Annotated in this window: 16 protein-coding genes and 1 riboswitch; of the genes, 9 read left to right on the top strand and 7 right to left on the bottom strand. The window is 74.0% G+C overall.

The features are described 5' to 3' along the window. The first annotated feature begins 36 nt into the window (after window positions 1–36). The 6 genes from AC061S_RS20950 to AC061S_RS20925 all read left to right on the top strand — a co-directional run bounded on the left by AC061S_RS20950 (window position 37) and on the right by AC061S_RS20925 (window position 7,645). Window positions 37–258 carry a hypothetical protein gene (locus AC061S_RS20950; RefSeq protein ID WP_243338472.1) on the top strand — a complete coding sequence of 74 codons (222 nt, stop codon included), beginning with the start codon at window positions 37–39 and terminating at the stop codon, window positions 256–258. Window positions 259–440: 182 nt separating this feature from the next. Then, window positions 441–530: riboswitch (cobalamin riboswitch) on the top strand. A 58-nt stretch (window positions 531–588) separates the two neighbouring features. Further along, window positions 589–1,566, top strand: coding sequence for a cobalamin biosynthesis protein (locus tag AC061S_RS20945; RefSeq protein WP_478687476.1), 978 nt, complete (start codon window positions 589–591; stop codon window positions 1,564–1,566). After that, complete coding sequence (locus tag AC061S_RS20940) at window positions 1,563–3,101, top strand: cobyric acid synthase (RefSeq protein WP_478687475.1); 1,539 nt, start codon at window positions 1,563–1,565, stop codon at window positions 3,099–3,101. The genes AC061S_RS20945 and AC061S_RS20940 overlap by 4 nt, the downstream gene beginning before the upstream one ends. A 424-nt stretch (window positions 3,102–3,525) precedes the next feature. Continuing rightward, window positions 3,526–5,652, top strand: coding sequence for a putative cobaltochelatase (locus AC061S_RS20935; RefSeq protein ID WP_478687474.1), 2,127 nt, complete (start codon window positions 3,526–3,528; stop codon window positions 5,650–5,652). Then, window positions 5,652–6,251: a cob(I)yrinic acid a,c-diamide adenosyltransferase gene (gene cobO / locus AC061S_RS20930; RefSeq protein WP_243338462.1), complete on the top strand. Its 600-nt coding sequence runs from the start codon at window positions 5,652–5,654 to the stop codon at window positions 6,249–6,251. The genes AC061S_RS20935 and cobO overlap by 1 nt, the downstream gene beginning before the upstream one ends. Beyond that, entirely contained in the window at window positions 6,245–7,645 is a 1,401-nt protein-coding gene (locus tag AC061S_RS20925) for a cobyrinate a,c-diamide synthase (RefSeq protein WP_478687473.1), read from the top strand. Before cobO ends, AC061S_RS20925 begins: the two co-directional genes overlap by 7 nt. A gap of 20 nt (window positions 7,646–7,665) precedes the next feature. On the opposite strand, the gene AC061S_RS20920 is transcribed toward AC061S_RS20925, so the two are convergent. Then, window positions 7,666–8,412 (bottom strand): ZIP family metal transporter, encoded by a 747-nt coding sequence (locus AC061S_RS20920; protein WP_478687472.1) that lies wholly within the window; start codon window positions 8,410–8,412, stop codon window positions 7,666–7,668. A 218-nt stretch (window positions 8,413–8,630) separates the two neighbouring features. Here AC061S_RS20920 and cobC point away from each other — a divergent pair, with 218 nt between their 5' ends. Further along, complete coding sequence (gene cobC, locus AC061S_RS20915; RefSeq protein WP_478687529.1) at window positions 8,631–10,058, top strand: Rv2231c family pyridoxal phosphate-dependent protein CobC; 1,428 nt, start codon at window positions 8,631–8,633, stop codon at window positions 10,056–10,058. A gap of 247 nt (window positions 10,059–10,305) precedes the next feature. Further along, complete coding sequence (locus AC061S_RS20910) at window positions 10,306–11,541, top strand: CapA family protein (RefSeq protein ID WP_478687471.1); 1,236 nt, start codon at window positions 10,306–10,308, stop codon at window positions 11,539–11,541. A 20-nt stretch (window positions 11,542–11,561) separates the two neighbouring features. Here AC061S_RS20910 and AC061S_RS20905 read toward each other — a convergent pair whose 3' ends face one another. Next, on the bottom strand, window positions 11,562–12,467 hold the full coding sequence (locus AC061S_RS20905; RefSeq protein ID WP_478687470.1) for an SCO1860 family LAETG-anchored protein: 906 nt from the start codon (window positions 12,465–12,467) through the stop codon (window positions 11,562–11,564). 295 nt (window positions 12,468–12,762) lie between these two features. Beyond that, entirely contained in the window at window positions 12,763–13,878 is a 1,116-nt protein-coding gene (locus AC061S_RS20900; protein ID WP_478687469.1) for an amidohydrolase family protein, read from the bottom strand. Window positions 13,879–14,042: 164 nt separating this feature from the next. Here AC061S_RS20900 and AC061S_RS20895 point away from each other — a divergent pair, with 164 nt between their 5' ends. Further along, complete coding sequence (locus tag AC061S_RS20895) at window positions 14,043–15,131, top strand: pyridoxal-phosphate-dependent aminotransferase family protein (RefSeq protein ID WP_478687468.1); 1,089 nt, start codon at window positions 14,043–14,045, stop codon at window positions 15,129–15,131. Window positions 15,132–15,136: 5 nt separating this feature from the next. On the opposite strand, the gene AC061S_RS20890 is transcribed toward AC061S_RS20895, so the two are convergent. The 4 genes from AC061S_RS20890 to AC061S_RS20875 all read right to left on the bottom strand — a co-directional run bounded on the left by AC061S_RS20890 (window position 15,137) and on the right by AC061S_RS20875 (window position 18,607). Beyond that, a complete protein-coding gene (locus tag AC061S_RS20890) occupies window positions 15,137–15,430 on the bottom strand; it encodes a hypothetical protein (RefSeq protein WP_478687467.1) in 294 nt (97 codons plus the stop codon). A 192-nt stretch (window positions 15,431–15,622) separates the two neighbouring features. Next, entirely contained in the window at window positions 15,623–16,333 is a 711-nt protein-coding gene (locus AC061S_RS20885; RefSeq protein ID WP_478687466.1) for a DsbA family oxidoreductase, read from the bottom strand. Window positions 16,334–16,436: 103 nt separating this feature from the next. After that, complete coding sequence (locus AC061S_RS20880; protein ID WP_478687465.1) at window positions 16,437–17,891, bottom strand: penicillin-binding transpeptidase domain-containing protein; 1,455 nt, start codon at window positions 17,889–17,891, stop codon at window positions 16,437–16,439. Window positions 17,892–17,953: 62 nt separating this feature from the next. Next, window positions 17,954–18,607, bottom strand: coding sequence for a response regulator transcription factor (locus AC061S_RS20875; RefSeq protein WP_478687528.1), 654 nt, complete (start codon window positions 18,605–18,607; stop codon window positions 17,954–17,956). Between the last annotated feature and the right edge of the window lie 81 nt (window positions 18,608–18,688).

The following is an 18,688-nucleotide window of genomic DNA, read 5'->3' as shown; positions in this document are numbered from 1 at the left end:
CGGCCCGACCCCGAGAACGACAGAGGATTCAGCGGTATGAAGATCGACTGGGAAGCGCTCGGCTCCGTCTTCGGCGTCAGCCTCTCCGCCACCGTCGTCCTGGTGACCCTGTTCACCCTGGGCCTGATGGGGCTGTCCAAGCACGAGGCCGCCACCGAACAGGGCGGCGCCGCCACCCTGGCCCGCAGTGGTGCGTACGCCTGCTTCGCGCTCTGCGCGGCGGCCGTGGCCTACGGGATCTACCTGATCGTCGCCTGAGGGCGGGACAGCGCGTACGAAGGCTCCCTCCGGGTCCGTCCCGGAGGGAGCTTTCGCATGCCCGGGCCCCTGGCAGGGGCCTGACCCCGCCCCCTCCCCCGCCACCCCGCCGCAGGTCAACGGCGAGTTGACGGGCCTTCGCGCTGCGTGGTGGACTGCCCGAGCCAATACGGCGGCATGGAGAGGAAGTCCGGTGCGAATCCGGCGCGGTCCCGCCACTGTCACCGGCGCACGCGGACCTCGGACCGTGTGCGGCCGGGAGCCAGGAACTCTCGCCGCCGGACACGTCGAACCAGGGCGCGGACCCTGAGTGAGGACATACCTGCCACCATGCGTGCCGATCGCGTCTTCGCGTACGGCGTCACGGCGGGCCTGATCGGCGACCGGATCCTCGGGGATCCGCGCCGAGGGCACCCCGTGGCCGCCTTCGGACGAGCCGCCGCCGCAGTCGAACGCGCCCTGTGGCGCGACGACCGCGCGCGGGGCGTCCTGCACACCCTGCTCTGCGCCGGAGGCGCCGCCGCCGTCGGCGCGCTGGGCGCCCGCGCCGTGCGCTCCCGGCCCGCGGCCGCCCGTATCGCCCTCACCGCCGCCGCCACCTGGGCCGTCGTGGGCGGCACGTCGCTGGGCCGCGAGGCCCGCGCCATCGGCGGCGCGCTCGCCGCCGGGGACGCCGAAGTGGCCCGCGAGCGACTGCCCCACCTGTGCGGGCGCGACCCGCAGTCGCTGGACGAGCAGCAGATGGCCCGCGCGGTCGTCGAATCGGTCGCCGAGAACACCTCCGACGCCGTGGTCGGGGCCCTGGTGTGGGGCGCCGTCGCCGGCGTCCCCGGGCTGTTGGCCTTCCGTGCCGTGAACACCCTGGACGCGATGGTCGGCCACAAGTCCCCCCGCCACCTGCGCTACGGCTGGGCCTCGGCCCGGCTCGACGACGTGGCCGGCTGGCCGGGCGCCCGGCTGACGGCCCTGGCCGCCGTACTGGCCGGGCCCGACCGGCGGGGAGCCCTACGAGCCTGGCGCGCGGACGCCGCCGAGCACCCGAGCCCCAACGCGGGGCCCGTGGAAGCCTCCTTCGCCGGGGCGCTGGGCGTACGGCTGGGCGGGACCCTGGCGTACGCGGGCCGGGTCGAACACCGGGCCGTGCTCAACGGAGCGGCCGGTCGGCCCGTGGAAGTCGCCGACATCGAACGCGCGGTGCGGCTGTCGCGCCAGGTGACGTGGGTGGCGCTGGGGGCCTGCGTGGCGGCCCGGACGCTGGTCTCCAGGACGCTGGTCTCCCGCACTACGAAGAAGGGGCGGCGCGCATGAGCGGCGGCGCGAAGCGCGGCGGGGGACTCCTCGTCGCCGGTACGACCTCGGACGCGGGCAAGAGCGTGGTCACGGCGGGCATCTGCCGGTGGCTGGCCCGGCAGGGCGTGAAGGTGGCCCCGTTCAAGGCGCAGAACATGTCGCTGAACTCCTTCGTGACGAGGGAGGGCGCCGAGATCGGCCGTGCCCAGGCCATGCAGGCCCAGGCGGCCCGCGTGGAGCCGACCGCGCTGATGAACCCGGTGCTGCTCAAGCCCGGCAGCGACCGGAGCAGCCAGGTGGTGCTGCTGGGCAAGCCGGTGGGCGAGATGAGCGCTCGCGGCTACCACGGAGGCAGGCAGGAGCAGTTGCTCGGCATCGTCACGGACTGCCTGGAGCAGTTGCGGGGCACGTATGACGCCGTGATCTGCGAGGGGGCGGGCAGCCCGGCCGAGATCAACCTGCGCCGGACCGACATCGTGAACATGGGCATCGCGCGGGCCGCGCGGTTCCCGGTGGTCGTCGTCGGCGACATCGACCGGGGCGGGGTCTTCGCGTCCTTCTTCGGTACGACGGCGCTGCTCTCCCCCGAGGACCAGTCGCTGATCGCGGGCTACCTGGTCAACAAGTTCCGCGGCGACGTCACGCTGCTGGAACCGGGCATGGAGATGCTGCGCGGCCTCACCGGGCGGGCCACGTACGGGGTGCTCCCCTTCCAGCACGGTCTGGGCATCGACGAGGAGGACGGCCTGCGGCCCCTCTTCAAAAACACAGCCCTGCGCGGCGCCGTACGGGAATCCGTGGTCGCCCCGCCCGTCGGCGAGGACGTGCTGCGGGTCGCCGTGTGTGCGGTGCCGCTGATGTCCAACTTCACGGACGTGGACGCGCTGGCGGCGGAGCCAGGCGTGGTGGTGCGGTTCGTGGACCGGGCCGAGGAACTGGCCGACGCCGACCTGGTCGTCGTCCCCGGCACCCGCGGCACGGTCAAGGCCCTGGCCTGGCTGCGCGAGCGGGGCCTGGCGGACGCGCTGGCCCGGCGGGCCGCCGAGGGCCGGCCGGTCCTGGGCATCTGCGGCGGGTTCCAGGTCCTGGGCGAACACATCGAGGACGAGGTCGAGTCGAAGGCCGGCTCCGTGCCGGGGCTCGGGCTGCTTCCCGTACGGGTCCGCTTCGAGCGGGAGAAGACCCTGGCCCGGCCGGTGGGTTCGGCGCTGGGCGAGCCGGTGGAGGGCTACGAGATCCATCACGGAGTGGCCGAAGTCCTCGGCGGGACCCCCTTCCTGGACGGGTGCCGGGTCGGAGAGGTGTGGGGCACGCACTGGCACGGCTCGCTGGAGTCGGACGGCTTCCGCCGGGCGTTCCTCCGCGAGGTCGCGGCCGCGGCCGGCCGCCGTTTCGTCCCGGCCCCGGACACGTCGTTCGCCTCCCTGCGGGAGGAGCAGCTCGACCTGCTCGGCGACCTGATCGAGGAACACGCGGACACGGACGCCCTGCTCCGCCTGATCGAGACCGGAGCCCCGGCGGGCCTCCCCTTCCTCCCGCCGGGCGCGCCATGACGTCCCCGTCCCTGCGGGGGCCGTCCCCGACCCTCCCCCAGACTCCGTCCGGGGGGACCCCCGGTTCCCCCGTTCCCCGGGGCTCCGCCCCGGACCCGGTTCATCCTGCGGCGCCGTACCCGGGGGCCAGCCCCCGGACCCCCGCTCCTCAAACGCCGGAGGGGCTGGGTTTTGGCCGGCGTCCGGCTGAATTCGGTTCGCGCTTGCCCGCACACGCAGGCTGCGCCCGGCCACATCCAGCCCCGCCGGCGTTTGAGGCGCGGGGTCCGGGGCGGAGCCCCAGAGGGTCCGGGCACAGCCCGGGGAACGGGCGAAGGGCGGGGAGGGGACTTCGCCCCGCGCAGCGGCACACCCGACCCGGCCCCGCCGTCCCTATCCGCCCGCGCACGCGTACCCGTAACCACATACAAGAAGGGGCCACCGCATGAGCACGCCCTACCCGTTCACCGCACTGGTCGGCCAGACCGACCTGCGCCTCGCGCTGTTGCTCAACGCCGTGAGCCCCGCGGTCGGCGGTGTTCTCGTGCGCGGTGAGAAGGGGACCGCCAAGTCCACCGCCGTCCGCGCCCTGTCCACCCTGCTGCCGCAGGTGGACGTGGTGCCCGGCTGCCGGTTCAGCTGTGCGCCCACCGCCCCGGACCCCGTCTGCCCCGACGGCCCCCACGAGCCGGGACCGGCCGCCGCGCGGCCCGCCCGCATGGTGGAGCTGCCCGTCGGCGCCTCCGAGGACCGGCTCGTCGGCGCCCTCGACATCGAACGCGCCCTCGCCGAGGGCGTGAAGGCCTTCGAGCCCGGCCTGCTGGCCGACGCGCACCGCGGGATCCTGTACGTCGACGAGGTCAACCTGCTCCACGACCACCTCATCGACCTGCTCCTCGACGCCGCCGCGATGGGCGCCTCCTACGTCGAGCGCGAGGGCGTCTCCGTACGGCACGCCGCCCGCTTCCTCCTCGTCGGGACGATGAACCCCGAGGAGGGCGAGCTCCGCCCGCAGCTGCTCGACCGGTTCGGGCTGACCGTCGAGGTCGCCGCCTCCCGGGAGCCCGCGCAGCGCGTCGAGGTGGTCCGCCGCCGGCTCGCCTACGAGGACGACCCCGCGGGCTTCTCGGGCCGCTGGTCGGGGGACGAGGAAGAGGTGCGCGCCCGGGTGGTGGCCGCGCGGGCCCTGCTCCCGCAGGTCCGCCTCGGTGACACCTCGCTGATGCAGATCGCCGCGACCTGCGCCGGTTTCGAGGTCGACGGCATGCGCGCCGACATCGTGATGGCCCGTACCGCGACCGCCCTCGCCGCCTGGGCCGGGCGGACCGAGGTGCGCAAGGAGGACGTGCGGCAGGCCGCCCTGCTGGCGCTCCCCCACCGCCGCCGCCGCAACCCCTTCGACGCGCCCGGTCTCGACGAGGAGAAGCTCGACCGGATCCTGGACGGGTTCCCGGACGACGAGCCCGACCACGAGCCGGAGCCCGAGCCGGAAGGGCCGGGCGAGGGACCGCAGGACGGCGGCCCGGACGGCGGTGGCCCGGACGGCCCCGACGGCGGGGGCGGCGTACCCCCGCAGGGCTCCGGACCCGACGCGCCCGAGGCCGAGCCCGAAACCGGGCCCGAGGCCCCGGCGGAGCCCGCGCAGCGGCCCGAGACCCAGCCCTCCGCGCAGGAGAACGAGGCGGCGACCGGTCCGGCCGAGCAGGCGGCCGTACGGGCCGCCGAGCCGTTCCGCACCAAGATGCTCAGCGTCCCGGGTCTCGGCGAGGGCGCCTCCGGCCGGCGTTCGCGCGCCCGCACCGCGCACGGCCGCACCACCGGCGCCCAGCGCCCCCGGGGCCAGTTGACCAAACTTCACCTGGCGGCGACCGTCCACGCCGCCGCCCCGCACCAGAAGGCGCGCGGGCGCACCGGGCGCGGGCTGGTCGTCCGCAAGGACGATCTGCGGCAGGCGACCCGCGAGGGCCGCGAGGGCAACCTCGTCCTGTTCCTCGTCGACGCCTCCGGCTCCATGGCCGCCCGGCAGCGCATGAGCGCGGTCAAGGGAGCGGTGCTGTCCCTGCTGCTCGACGCCTACCAGCGCCGGGACAAAGTCGGCCTGATCACCTTCCGGGGCTCCTCGGCCGAACTGGCCCTGCCGCCCACCTCCTCCGTCGACGCCGCCGCGGCCCGGCTGGAGAACCTGCCGACCGGCGGCCGCACCCCGCTCGCCGCCGGGCTGCTCAAGGCCCACGAGGTGCTGCGGATCGAGCGGCTGCGGGACCCGAGCCGGCGCCCGCTGCTCGTGGTCGTCACCGACGGGCGGGCCACCTCGGCCGGCGCCGTCGGTGGCCCGCACCATGACACGCCGCGCGAGCTCTCGGCGCGCAGCGCCCGGCTGCTGGCGGCCGGCGGGGTCGCCTCCGTGGTCGTGGACTGCGAGTCGGGGCCGGTCCGGCTCGGGCTGGCCGGCGCACTGGCCGCCGATCTGGGCGGCCCGGCCGTCACCCTCGACGGGCTGCGGGCCGATTCGCTGGCCGGGCTCGTGAAAAACGTACGTACCCCATCCCCGACCCTCAGGAGGGCCGCGTAATGCCGCAGGGACAGCCGTCCGTCGTTCCGGACGACGGACTCACGACGCGTCAGCGCCGCAACCGCCCGCTCGTCTTCGTCCACACGGGGCCGGGCAAGGGCAAGTCGACGGCGGCCTTCGGCCTGGCGCTGCGCGCCTGGAACCAGGGCTGGCCGATCGGGGTGTTCCAGTTCGTCAAGTCGGCGAAGTGGAAGGTCGGCGAGGAGAACGCGCTGAAGGTGCTCGGCGCCTCCGGCGAGGGCGGCTCCGTCGTCTGGCACAAGATGGGCGAGGGCTGGTCCTGGGTCCAGCGCGACGCGCAGCTCGACAACGAGCAGGCGGCCAAGGAGGGGTGGGAGCAGGTCAAGCGCGATCTGGCCGCCGAGACGCACAAGCTGTACGTGCTGGACGAGTTCGCGTACCCGATGCACTGGGGCTGGATCGACGTCGACGAGGTCGTCGAGGTGCTGCGGAACCGTCCCGGCACCCAGCACGTGGTGATCACGGGCCGCAACGCGCCGGAGAAGCTGGTGGAGTTCGCGGACCTCGTCACCGAGATGACCAAGGTCAAGCACCCGATGGACGCCGGCCAGAAGGGCCAGAAGGGCATCGAGTGGTGACCTCGTTCAACGTACCGAGACTGGTCATCGCCGCGCCGTCCTCCGGCAGCGGCAAGACCACCGTGGCGACGGGCCTGATGGCGGCCTTCTCGGAGCGCGGCCTCGCCGTGTCCCCGCACAAGGCCGGGCCCGACTACATCGACCCGGGCTACCACGCGCTGGCCACGGGCCGCCCGGGACGCAACCTGGACGCCTTCATGTGCGGGCCGGACCTGGTGGCTCCGCTGTTCGCGCACGGGGCGGCCGGCTGCGACCTGGCCGTCGTCGAAGGCGTGATGGGTCTGTACGACGGGGCCGCGGGGCGGGGCGAACTGGCGTCGACGGCGCAGGTCGCGAAGCTGCTCCGGGCGCCGGTGGTGCTGGTCGTCGACGCGTCCTCGCAGTCGCGGTCGGTGGCGGCGCTGGTGCACGGTTTCGCCTCCTTCGACCCGCAGGTGCGCCTCGGCGGCGTGATCCTGAACAAGGTCGGCTCCGACCGGCACGAGGCGATGCTGCGGGAGGCCCTGGAGGAAGCGGGGATGCCGGTGCTCGGCGTCCTGCGGCGGGCTCCGCAGGTGGCCGCGCCCTCGCGGCACCTGGGGCTGGTGCCGGTCGCCGAGCGGCGCCGGGATGCCCTCGACTCCGTGACGGCCCTGGCCGAGCAGGTCCGCCAGGGCTGCGACCTGGAGGCCCTGATGGCCCTGGCCAGGACGGCCCCGCCGCTGGCCTGCGAGGCCTGGACTCCGGTACATCCAGCCCCGCCGGCGTTTGAGGCGCGGGGTCTGGGGCGGAGCCCCGGCGGCGGCGCCGCACCCGTCATCGCCGTCGCCGGAGGGGCCGCCTTCACGTTCTCGTACGCCGAGCACTCGGAGCTGCTGCGCGCAGCCGGCGCGGAGGTGGTCACCTTCGACCCGCTGCGCGACGAGGCTCTGCCCGAGCACACCACCGGCCTGGTGATCGGCGGCGGGTTCCCCGAGGTGTACGCGCCGGAGCTGTCCGCCAACGAGCCGCTCCGCAAGGCCGTCGCCGCGTTCGCCGCGGCCGGCGGCCCGTTGGCCGCGGAGTGCGCGGGGCTGCTGTACCTGGCCCGTTCGCTGGACGGGAAGCCCATGTGCGGGGTGCTCGACGCCGACGCGCGGATGTCGGAGCGGCTCACGCTCGGCTACCGCGAGGCGGTCGCCGTCTCCGACAGCGTCCTCGCACCGGCCGGGACCCGGCTGCGCGGGCACGAGTTCCACCGGACGGTGATCGAGCCGGGCGCCGGCGGCGCACCCGCGTGGGGCTTCACGCATCCGGAACGCCGGGTCGAGGGCTTCGTGGCGGGCGGTGTGCACGCGAGTTACCTGCACACGCACTGGGCGGCGGAGCCCTCCGTGGCCCTGCGGTTCGCCGAGGCCGCGGCAGCGCATCGGTGAGCCTCAGACGCCCGGCGCCGTCACTCGGCCAGGCCCACGACCAGCCAGATCCCCGCCACCCCGCCCACGGTGCACATCAGGGTGGACAGCGCGGGGTGCTTGTGGTGGGCCTCGGGCAGGATCTCGGCGGCGGCCAGGTACAGCAGGACGCCGCCGAAGAAGCCGAGGTAGGCCCCGAGCGGTTCCTCCGGAAGGGTGAACAGCAGAGTGGACGCGGCGCCCACGACGGGGGCGGCCGCGTCCGCGAAGAGCATGAGCAGGGCCTTGCGGCGGGCGTTCCCGTACAGCCGGGTGAGCGTGTACGTGTTGAACCCGTCGGCGAAGTCATGGGTGATGACGGCCAGCGCCACGGCCACGCCCATCCCCCCGCCGACCTGGAACGCCGCGCCGAGGGCCACCCCGTCGGCGAGGCTGTGGGCGACCATGGCGGCGGCCGCCGTCAGGCCGACCTGCGGGACCCTCTTCCCCTCGTCCGGGTGCCCGTCGCCGTTCACGCCCCCGTGGGAGGCCTGGCGGACGGCCAGGAGGCGTTCCACGCAGTGCGCGGCGAGGAACCCGCCGACGAAGAGCAGCAGGGCCAGCGGGACTCCGAAGACTTCGTCACCGGCCGCGTGCATGGCCTCCGGGAGCAGGTCGAGGCCGACGACGCCGAGCATCAGCCCGCCCGCCAGGCCCAGCACGAGGTGGCGGCGGTCGGTGACGCGCTGCGCCGTCCATCCGCCTGCCAGGGTCATCAGGAACGCACCCAACGCCACGATCACGGCCATGTGCCCTTGCATACCGACTCCGCGCCGCCCGCGCACTTCCGCGCCCGGGTGGCGGACCACGGCCGGTTGACGGGCCGGCCGTACGCGCAGCCCCCGTACGCGCAGCCCCTGCGCGCGAAGTCCGCGCGCACGGGGTCCACGAGCACTGGGTCCCCGTGCACGAAGTCCACGACCACGAGCAGCACCACGAACACGACGACGGAGAACGGGTGAACCTGTTGGGCGAGTACGCGACGCAACTGGTCGTCGGGGTCGGTGGCCGCGCGGGCGTGTCCGTGGCGGAGGTGTGCGCGCTGGTGGAGGAGACCCTGCGCGGGGCCGGGCTGGCGTCGGAGTCGGTGACGGCCCTGGCCACCGTGGAGGGGAAGGTGCTGGAGGCGGGGATCGCCGGTGCGGCGGAACGTTTCGGCGTGCCCCTGCTGAGCTACCCCGCCGAGCGGCTGGCCGCGATCCCGGTACCGCACCCCTCGGACGCCGCCCGCGAGGCCGCCGGCACCGCGTCGGTGGCGGAGGCCGCCGCGCTCGCCGGGGGCGGGGAACTCCTCGTACCCAAGCGGCGGTCGGTGGCGGCGACCTGCGCCGTGGCCACCGCCCACACGCACGACCTGCGCCACCACGGAGACGCGGAGGTCTCGGACGGGGGCGCGGGGCTGGTCGACCTCGCGGTGAACGTACGGTCCCACACCCCGCCGCAGTGGCTGAAGGACCGGATCGCGGCTTCGCTCGACGTCCTGTCCGCGTACCCCGACGGCCGCCCCGCCCGCGCGGCCGTGGCCCTCCGCCACGGGCTGCCGGTCGAGCGGGTGCTGCTGACCGCGGGAGCCGCGGAGGCGTTCGTACTGATCGCGCGGGCGCTGGGCGCCGTACGGCCCGTGGTGGTGCATCCGCAGTTCACCGAGCCGGAGGCGGCCCTGCGCGACGCGGGCCACCGGGTGGAGCGGGTGGTGCTGCGCGCCTCGGACGGCTTCCGGCTGGACCCGGCGGCGGTACCGGAGGAGGCCGACCTCGTGGTGGTCGGGAACCCGACCAACCCGACCTCGGTGCTGCACCCGGCGGCGACCCTGGCCGCGCTGGCCCGGCCCGGGCGGATCCTGGTGGTCGACGAGGCCTTCATGGACGCGGTCCCCGGCGAACGCGAGGCGCTGGCCGGCCGGACGGACATACCGGGCCTGGTGGTGCTGCGCAGCCTGACCAAGACCTGGGGCCTGGCCGGGCTGCGCATCGGCTACGTGCTGGCCGAGCCCGGGGTGATCGCGAAGCTGTCGGCGGCGCAGCCGCTGTGGCCGGTGTCCACGCCCGCGCTGGTGGCGGCCGAGGCCTGTGTGTCCCCCGCGGCGCTGGCCGAGGCGGAGGCCGCGGCCCGGCAGATCGCGGTGGACCGGGAGCACCTCCTCGCGGGGCTCGCGGAATTCGAGGAGATCTCGGTGTCGGGCACGGCGGCGGGGCCCTTCGTGCTGATCCGGGTCGAGGGCGCGGCGGAGATCCGCACCCGCCTGCGCGCGCTGGGCTTCGCCGTGCGCCGCGGGGACACCTTCCCGGGGCTGGACCGCTCCTGGCTGCGGCTGGCGGTCCGCGACCGCGCGACGACGGGCCGCCTCCTCCAGGCGCTCGACCTGGCTCTCGCGGCACGCCTGACCGCGCGCTGACCGCGCGCTGACCACGGGCTGACCACAGGCCGGCCACCCGCCGGCCACGGGCCGACCGCACCCGCGTGGCACACTCCTGCCACCCGCGTGCCCCGCGCCTCGTGCCGACGGCACGCCACCGGGGTAGGGCCCGCCCCGGGCGGACCTCACCCCGATGGCGCGTTTCCGCGGGTCGCGCAGGGCGGGGCCCGCACGGGTGCGCGACTATTTCCGCAGGTAGTGACCATGCGACACCGGGGGTACGGGGATGAAGACAGTCGGCAAGATAGGCGCGGCCGTGGCCGGATTGGCCGTGGTGGGAGGCGCCGCCTACGGCGTGACGCACCTGGCCGGCCAGGACGGCGGCACGGCGGCCGGGCAACGGCTGGGGGCGAAGCCGGGGGCGGCCGCGAGTCCGAGCCGCGACGCCGCGGCCGGAGCCACCGCCTCGGCCACGCCCGACGGGAGGCCGTTCACCCTCGTCGGCACCGGCGACATCATCCCGTACCCGTCGATCATCCAGCGGGCCGCCGACGACTCCGCGGAGAAGGGCGGCTACGACTTCGGGAAGATACTCGCCGGGGTCAAGCCCATCGTCTCCGCCGCCGACCTCGCGATATGCCACCACGAGATACCGTACGGCCGGCCCGGCGGCCCCTACACCGGGTTCCCCCTCTTCAAGGCCCCGCACCAACTGGCCGACGCCCTCAAGGACACCGGCTACGACAGCTGCTCGACCGCCTCGAACCACACCCTGGACGACGGGTACGACGGTCTCGTCCGCGTCCTCGACCACCTCGACCGCGTCGGCATCCGCCATGTGGGCTCGGCCCGCGGCCCCGAGGAGGCCAAGGCCCCGGCCCTGCTCGAAGCCGGCGGGGCCAAGGTCGCGCAACTGGACTACACGTACGGGACGAACGGCATCCCGCTCCCCGCGGACAAGCCCTGGGCCGTGAACCTGATCGACCCGGAGCGGATCATCGCCGACGCCCGCGCAGCGCGCGCGACCGGCGCGAACGTCGTCGTCCTCAGCGTCCACTGGGGCTCCGAGTGGCAGACGGCCCCGGACAAGCAGCAACTGGACCTGGCCCAGACGCTGACCGCCTCGCGGGGGGCGGACGGCCTGCCCGACATCGACCTGATCCTCGGCACCCACAACCACGTGCCGCAGCCCTACGAGAAGGTCAACGGCACCTGGGTGGTGTACGGCATGGGCGACCAGGTGGCCAGCTTCTTCGAGGCCGCGAAGGCCCGCGGCAACATGTCCTCGGTCCCCCGCTTCACCTTCGCGCCGGCGGCCGGCCGTCCGGGCCGCTGGGAGGTGGTGAAGGCCGAGTACCTCACGCAGTTCTCGGACATGCGGCCGCCGTTCCGCGTCGTCTGCACCTCCTGCGAGGCCACCTCCGCCGCCGACAGCACGTACGCCGCCGCCGACCGCGAGGTCACGAAGGCCGTGATGTCACGTGGCGCCGGAGAGCAGGGACTGACGCGCGCGACGAAGTAGGGCGGGCGACGAAGCCGGGCCTACGAGGCCCTGCCGCGCCGGGTCACGATCAGCGCGGCGGCGCCGAAGCCGAGCAGGATCAGCGCACCGCCCGTCACGAACGGGGTGAGCGAGCCGCCTCCGGTCTCGGCGAGGTCGGCCTGGGTCCCGGAGCCGCCCGCGGTCCCCGTCTGGGGCTTGACGTCGGGCAGCTTCGAAGCACTGGCGCTGGGGGCGGGGGCGGCCGGGGACTCGCAGCGGGCCTCGGCGAGCACGATCTCCCCGTCGACCTCGGCGACGTTCAGGTCGAGCGGGTTCACCGACACCCTGAGCCGCAGCGCGGCCGCGGCGGCCGTGGTGGAGGTGGTCTCGGCGGCGGAGAGCTCCAGGCTCACCAGGCCGACCTTGGGGACCTCGACCTTGGTGGGGCCGCCCGCCGAGAGGGTGACCTTCTTGCCCAGGACGGTCACGGCGCCCAGGACGTTGGAGGACGCGACCGGCTTCTTGCCCGCCTCGCAGACGGCCTTGGAGCTGACCTTCTCCACCTCGATCAGGGACAGCAGGGGCAGCCCCGGTACGTGGACCCGGGCCTTGGCGAGGTTGGCCTCGGCCACGGCGCGGTCGGCGTCGGCGGTGGCCTTGGAGGTGGCGACGTCGGCGCGCAGGATGCTCACCGGCTTTCCGCCCTCGACCCCGTCGAGGGTGACGGTCAGCGCCGTCTTCGCGGCGTCCGCCGGGGCACTGACCTCGTTGAGGGTCGCCTTCAGCGGAACGTGCACGGTCTTGTTGAGCAGGCCCACGTCCAGCGTGGTGCGCAGGACGACGGCGCTCGCCTTGCCCTTCCCCGGGTGGGAGCCGGTGGCGAAGGCGGGCGGGGCGGTGAGCAGGGCAACCGCTCCCGTGGCGACGAGCGCGGCCACGGGCATGCGGAAGGTGTTGCTGTTCAAGATGGTGGAACCCCCAGGGAGATGGGAGCCGTCGCGCCGCCAATGGGGGACATTGCGCGCGCCGACGGCCTCGACCCCGGAATCTTTACGCACTGAGAGTGAACGGGGGTGAACCCGGCGCGAGTTCACCCCAAAGGGTGGTTTCCAGGCATAGGTTCGAATAAACACGCCTCATCCGGAACGGGAGTTCCCTCCCATCCCGGGAATCCCGGACGCCGGGACCCGCGCCGGGCGTACACAACGACCGTGCGGCCGTCGGCGTCACGCCCCGTCAACTCCCGCACTCCTGCGGCCCTCAGGCCACCACCGTGCCGTTCACCACCACCCGCCGCGGCTCCGCCAGCGCCCGCACGTCGGCCCGCGGATCGGCCTCGTAGACCACCAGGTCGGCCGGTGCCCCCTCGGTCAGGCCGGGCCTGCCGAGCCATGCGCGCGCACCCCAGGCCGTCGCCGAGAGGGCTTGCAGCGGCGGGATCCCGGCCTTGACGAGCTCGCCGACCTCGGCGGCGACCAGGCCGTGCGGGAGGGAGCCTCCCGCGTCGGTACCGACGTAGACCCCGATGCCCGCGTCGTAGGCGGCGCGGACGGTGTCGTAGCGCCGCTCGTGCAGCCTGCGCATGTGCGCCGACCACCGCGGGAACTTGGCCTCGCCGCCCGCAGCCATCTTCGGGAAGGTCGCGATGTTCACGAGGGTGGGGACGATGGCCACCCCGCGCTCCGCGAACAGCGGGATGGTGTCCTCGGTGAGCCCCGTGGCGTGCTCGATGCAGTCGATGCCCGCCTCGACCAGATCCCGCAGGGAGTCCTCCGCGAAGCAGTGCGCGGTGACGCGCGCCCCGAGGCGGTGGGCCTCGGCGATGGCCGCCTCGACCTCGGCGCGCGGCCAGCAGGCGGTCAGGTCCCCGGCCTCGCGGTCGATCCAGTCCCCGACCAGCTTGACCCAGCCGTCGCCGCGCCGCGCCTCGCGGCCTACGTACTCGACGAGGTCGGCCGGCTCGATCTCGTGGGCGAAGTTGCGGATGTAGCGGCGGGTGCGGGCGATGTGCCGGCCCGCCCGGATGATCTTCGGCAGGTCCTCGCGGCCGTCGATCCAGCGGGTGTCGGACGGGGATCCGGCATCGCGGATGAGGAGGGTGCCGGCCTCCCGGTCGGTCAGGGCCTGCCGTTCGGCGGTGTCCGCGTCCACCGGGCCGTGGGCGTCGAGCCCCACGTGGCAGTGCGCGTCGACCAGTCCGGGCAGCACCCACCCGGTGACCTCGGTGACCTCCCGGGCGCCGCGCGGGCGCTCGTAGGAGATCCGGCCGCCGACCACCCAGAGCTCGTCGCGGACCTCCTCGGGCCCGACCAGCACCCGCCCCTTGACGTGCAGCAGACCCGACCTCGCGCTGTCACCGTTGACCTCGTCGCTCATGACGGCACTCTATGTGCGGGCTCGGTAGGCTCTCCAGGTCGGCCCGGACGATTCCGGACGAACGCCCCCAGAGCAAAAGAACCAGTCAGAGCAAGAGAACCACCGGGGCAAGAGAACCACCGGGGCAAGAGCCCCCGGACCGAGAGAACGAAGAGAGCGGCGCCGTGACCCACCCCCTCCTGGACCTTCCGCCCCTGACCGCCGCGCGCTTCGCGTCGATCGAGCGGGGGGTCGCGGAGCTGCTCGGAACCCGGGCCGACGTGGTGATCACCCAGGGCGAGGCGCTGCTGCCGCTGGAGGGGTGCATCCGGTCGGGCGCGCGGCCCGGTTCGACCGCGCTGAACGTGGTGACCGGCCCCTACGGGACCACCTTCGGCAACTGGCTGCGCGACTGCGGGGCGAGCGTCGTGGACCTGGCGGTCCCCTTCGACACGGCCGTGTCGGCGGCCCAGGTGGAGCACGCCCTGGCGGAGCACCCGGAGATCGACTTCGTCTCCCTGGTGCACGCGGAGGCGGCCACCGGGAACACCAACCCGGTGGCGGAGATCGGCGAGGCCGTACGGGCCCACGGGGCGCTGTTCATGCTGGACGCGGTGGCCTCGGTGGGCGCGGAGCCGCTGCTGCCGGACGCGTGGGGCGTGGACCTGTGCGTGATCGGCGCGCAGAAGGCGATGGGCGGGCCGGCGGGGGTCTCGGCCGTATCGGTCTCCGACCGCGCGTGGGCCCGCTTCGCGGAGAACTCCGCGGCTCCGCGCCGCTCGTACCTCTCCCTGCTGGACTGGAAGGAGCGCTGGATCGACGGCGGGCGCACGGCGCTGCCGCACGCGCCGGCGCAGCTGGAGATGCTGGCGCTGGAGGCCTGCCTGGACCGCATCGCGGCCGAGGGCCTGCCGGCGGTGACGGCCCGCCACGCGGCCGCGGCGGCGGCGACCCGTGCGGGCGCGGCGGCGCTGGGCATCGCCCCGTACGTCGGCCGGGACGCGGCGGCGGCCCCGGTGGCCACCACCCTGCGGGTCCCGGAGGCCTCCCTGGTGGTGGCGAAGGCCCTGGCGGCCGATCCGGCTGCCCCTCTCGCGGCGGGCGGCGGCGCGCTGGCCCGGGAGATGGTCCGGGTCAACCACTACGGCACGGCGGCCTCCCTGGACACCGTCGGCTCCAGCCTGACCGCCCTGGCCGCGGCCCTGTCGGCGGACCCGGCCGGGGCCCTTGCGGCGGCGGGTTCGGCCTGGTCGGCGGCCCTGCCCTCCGCCTGATCCGGTCAGCCCTCCAGGAGGTTCAGCAGCCGGTCCACGTCCGCCTCGGTGTTGTAGAGGTGGAAGGAGGCCCGCGGGCGGCCCGCGCGGGCGGCCAGGGCGGTGTCGTGGGCGTGCACGGCGTCGATGCCGATCCGCTCCAGCGGGGCAAGCGAGGGTTCGGCGGCGTGGTAGCCGAGGAAGGCCGGGGACGCGTCGAAGCGCCGGGCTCCGCGGCGAGTTCCTTCATGGGGCCGTAGGCGGCGTCCCACATCGATGCGGCCGCCACCCAGCCGGCGTGCAGCGGGACCAGGGTGCACAGGATGCGTGTCGCCGACCGGGCCGCGAAAGCCGGAACCCAGTGCGCCCAAGACCCTTCGGGGCGTGCCCCCGCACAGAACTCGCTTCTGCGTAGCGAGAAGGAGCGGTTGATGACGGAGGCGAAGCCCCCCGGGTCACCGGACTTCCGAACCGTCCGGGGGCGCGGCGGCCCACGGCCGCCGCGGCCCCGGCTACGGCCGCGGCACCGCGCACGCCCCGTCGGGCTCGCAGGCCTCCCCCTCGGGGGCGGCGGGCGCGAGGACCTCGCGGCCGGCCCAGGCCTGCTCCAGCGCCTGCGCGAACACCTCGGAGGGCTGGCCCCCGGAGATCCCGTAGCGGCGGTCGAGCACGAAGAACGGCACGGCGTTCGCGCCCAGCTCGGCCGCTTCGCGCTCGTCGGCCCGCACCTCGGCGGCGTACGCCGACTCGTCGGCCAGCACCGCGCGGGCCTCCCCCTCGTCCAGTCCGGCCTCGACGGCGAGTGCGACGAGCACCTCGGGTTCGAAGACGGAGCGCTCCTCGCCGAAGTTGGCGCGGTAGGCGAGGTCGAGCAGCTCCTCCTGGCGTCCGCGGTCGGCGGCCAGGTGCAGCAAGCGGTGGACGTCGAAGGTGTTGCCGTGGTAACGGCCCTCGGTGCGGTACGTCAGCCCCTCGGCGCGGGCGCTCGCGGCGACGTGCTCCTCCATGCCGCGGGCCTCGTCGAGGGTGCGGCCGTACTTCTTGGCCAGCATCTCCAGGACGGGCGCCACCTGGCCCTTGGGGCCGTTCGGGTCGAGCTCGAAGGAGCGGTGGACCACCTCGACCTCGTCGCGGTGGGCGAAGCCGGCCAGCGCCTTGGCGAACCGGGCCTTGCCTATGTAGCACCACGGGCAGGCGATGTCGCTCCAGATCTCGACGCGCATGTTCCTTCTTCCCTCCACGGAATCAACTGTTCCGTGTTCAACCATCCGCCGCCGCGTCTCATTCCCCGGACGGGTCGCTCCCGCGGTCAACGAGGTCAACGGGTTAATTCTTCAGCCAGGCCTGCATCATCTTCTGCGCCACCGGGGCGGCCAGCCTGCCGCCGCCGATCTCGGAGCGGTCCGTGTCCGAGTTCTCGATCACGACGGTGACCGCGATCTGCTTGCCGTTCATCTTTCCGTACGTGGTGTACCAGGCCAGCGGCGGCAGGCTGTTGTTCACGCCGCGCTGGGCGGTACCGGTCTTGGCTCCCGACTCGACGCCCGGGATCTGGACGTTCTTGCCGCCGCCTTCGGTGGCGACCGTCCTCATGGCGTCCTGGACCATCGAGGCGGTCTTCGCGCTCATCACCTGCTCGGACTTCGGGTCCTTGAAGCTCTCCAGCACGTTGCCGTTGGAGTCGGTGACCTCGGAGACCTGGTGCGGGGAGACCAGCTTGCCGCCGTTCTCGATCGCGGCCGTCACCATCGCCATCTGCAGCGGGGTGGCCTGGACGTCGAACTGGCCGATGCCGGTCTGCGCGACCTGGTCGACCGACATCTTCTTCGTCGGGTACTTGCTGGGCGGGCTGGTCCAGACGGGGGTCTTCTGCACCACGTTGAAGCCGAGCTTCTCCGCCATGGCGCGCATCTTGTCCTGGCCGAGCTTGTGGGCGAACTCCGCGAAGACGTTGTTGCAGGACAGCTTCAGCGCGACCCGGGGGGAAACGTTGTTGCAGAACGAGTCGTCCACCTCGCTGCGCAGCTTGGTCCGCGTCCCGGGGATCGTGTAGTCACCGGGGACCCCGGTCGGCGTGTCGATGTTCGTGACCAGGCCGTTCTCGATGGCCGCGGCGAGGGTGACCAGCTTGAAGGTGGAGCCCGGCGCCTGCGGCTTGCGCAGCGCGGTGTTCTCCAGCGCCTTGCCCTTGTCGGCGCTGAGCGCCTCCCACGCCTTCTGCTCCGTCTCGCCGGCGCCGGCGATGGAGCCCGGGTCGAAGGACGGGTTGTTCACGACGGCCAGGATCTCGCCCGTCGCCGGGTCGATCGCCACGGCCGAGCCCTGCTTGCCCTGGAGCGCGTCCCAGCCCGCCTTCTGGACTTCCTTGTCGATCGTGGTGAGGACGTTGCCCGGGGCGGCCCGCTTGTTGGTGAGCGTGTCCATGATCGTCTTGAGCCGGTTGTCGGAGCCGTTGAGGATGTTCCGGTAGACGCCCTCCAGCATGCTCGACCCGAAGGCCTGGGAGCTGTAGCCGGTGATCGGCGCGTACAGCGGCCCGTCGGTGTACGTCCGCTTGTACCGGAAGTCCTTGCCGCCCGTGTCCGTGGAACCGGTGATCGCCTCCCCGCCCACGATGATGTTCCCCAACGGGTTCTCGTACTGCCCGATGAGGTTGCGCCGGTTGTTCTTGTCGTCTGCGAGGGCCTGGCCTTGGTACGCCTGCACCCAGGTGACCCGCACCAAAAGGGCCAGCACCAGAAGCAGACAGAAGACCGACGCACGCCTGATCGTCTTGTTCATCCCCCAGAAGGACGCCCCAACGTCCCCAGCCGTTCCGCTCTGCCCCGATTGTGGCGGAGTTCTCAGCCTTTCTTCATGAGGAAGCCTCCCTCGTACGCCGCGATCACCGCCTGGGTCCGGTCCCGGGAGCCGGTCTTGGCCAGCACGGCGGCGACGTGCGTCTTGACCGTCTGCGGGCCGACTCCGAGCCGCTCGCTCACCTCGTGGTTGGAGAGCCCCGCGGCCATCAGGCGCAGTACGTCGGCCTCCCGGTCCGTGAGCCGGGCGACCCAGGGCGCGGCGGGCGGGCCGGCCCCGGGCGGGGTGTGGGCGGCAGCCAGGGAGCGGACGGCCGCCGGGAAGAGCAGCGAGTCCCCGCGGGCCACCAGCCGGACCGCGGCGGTCAGCTCGTCGGGGTCGGCCCGCTTGAGGAGGAACCCCGCGGCTCCCGCGCGCAGCGCCTCGTACACGTAGGCGTCGTTCTCGAAGGTGGTGACCACCACGATCCGGGGCGGCTCGGCCATGGTGGCGAGGATCCGCTCGGTGGCCCGTATGCCGTCGATCTCCGGCATCCGCACGTCCATCAGCACCACGTCCGGGGTGAGCGCCCGGACCACGGCCACGGCCTCGGCTCCGGTGGCCGCCTCGCCGACGACCTCCAGGTCGGGCTCGGCGTCGAGGATGACCCGCAGGGCGGTACGGACCATCCGCTCGTCGTCGGCCACGACCAGCCGCAGCGGCGGGCGCCCCGGCGGGGCCGCCGGAAGGGGCGCCGGTGCGGTCGACGGGGTCGGCGGCATCGGCGCTGACGGCTGCGG

The sequence above is a fragment of the Streptomyces sp. CA189 genome, assembly GCF_056428985.1.
The sequence above is the reverse complement of the archived record's forward strand: the minus strand, read 5'-3'. Positions and strand labels throughout refer to the sequence as shown.

Coding starts and splice junctions, on each gene's coding strand:
- AC061S_RS20950 (WP_243338472.1), top strand. CDS start 37: ATGAAGATCGACTGGGAAGCGCTCGGCTCCGTCTTCGGCGTCAGCCTC.
- AC061S_RS20945 (WP_478687476.1), top strand. CDS start 589: ATGCGTGCCGATCGCGTCTTCGCGTACGGCGTCACGGCGGGCCTGATC.
- AC061S_RS20940 (WP_478687475.1), top strand. CDS start 1,563: ATGAGCGGCGGCGCGAAGCGCGGCGGGGGACTCCTCGTCGCCGGTACG.
- AC061S_RS20935 (WP_478687474.1), top strand. CDS start 3,526: ATGAGCACGCCCTACCCGTTCACCGCACTGGTCGGCCAGACCGACCTG.
- cobO (WP_243338462.1), top strand. CDS start 5,652: ATGCCGCAGGGACAGCCGTCCGTCGTTCCGGACGACGGACTCACGACG.
- AC061S_RS20920 (WP_478687472.1), bottom strand. CDS start 8,412: ATGGCCGTGATCGTGGCGTTGGGTGCGTTCCTGATGACCCTGGCAGGC.
- AC061S_RS20910 (WP_478687471.1), top strand. CDS start 10,306: ATGAAGACAGTCGGCAAGATAGGCGCGGCCGTGGCCGGATTGGCCGTG.
- AC061S_RS20900 (WP_478687469.1), bottom strand. CDS start 13,878: ATGAGCGACGAGGTCAACGGTGACAGCGCGAGGTCGGGTCTGCTGCAC.
- AC061S_RS20885 (WP_478687466.1), bottom strand. CDS start 16,333: ATGCGCGTCGAGATCTGGAGCGACATCGCCTGCCCGTGGTGCTACATA.
- AC061S_RS20880 (WP_478687465.1), bottom strand. CDS start 17,891: ATGAACAAGACGATCAGGCGTGCGTCGGTCTTCTGTCTGCTTCTGGTG.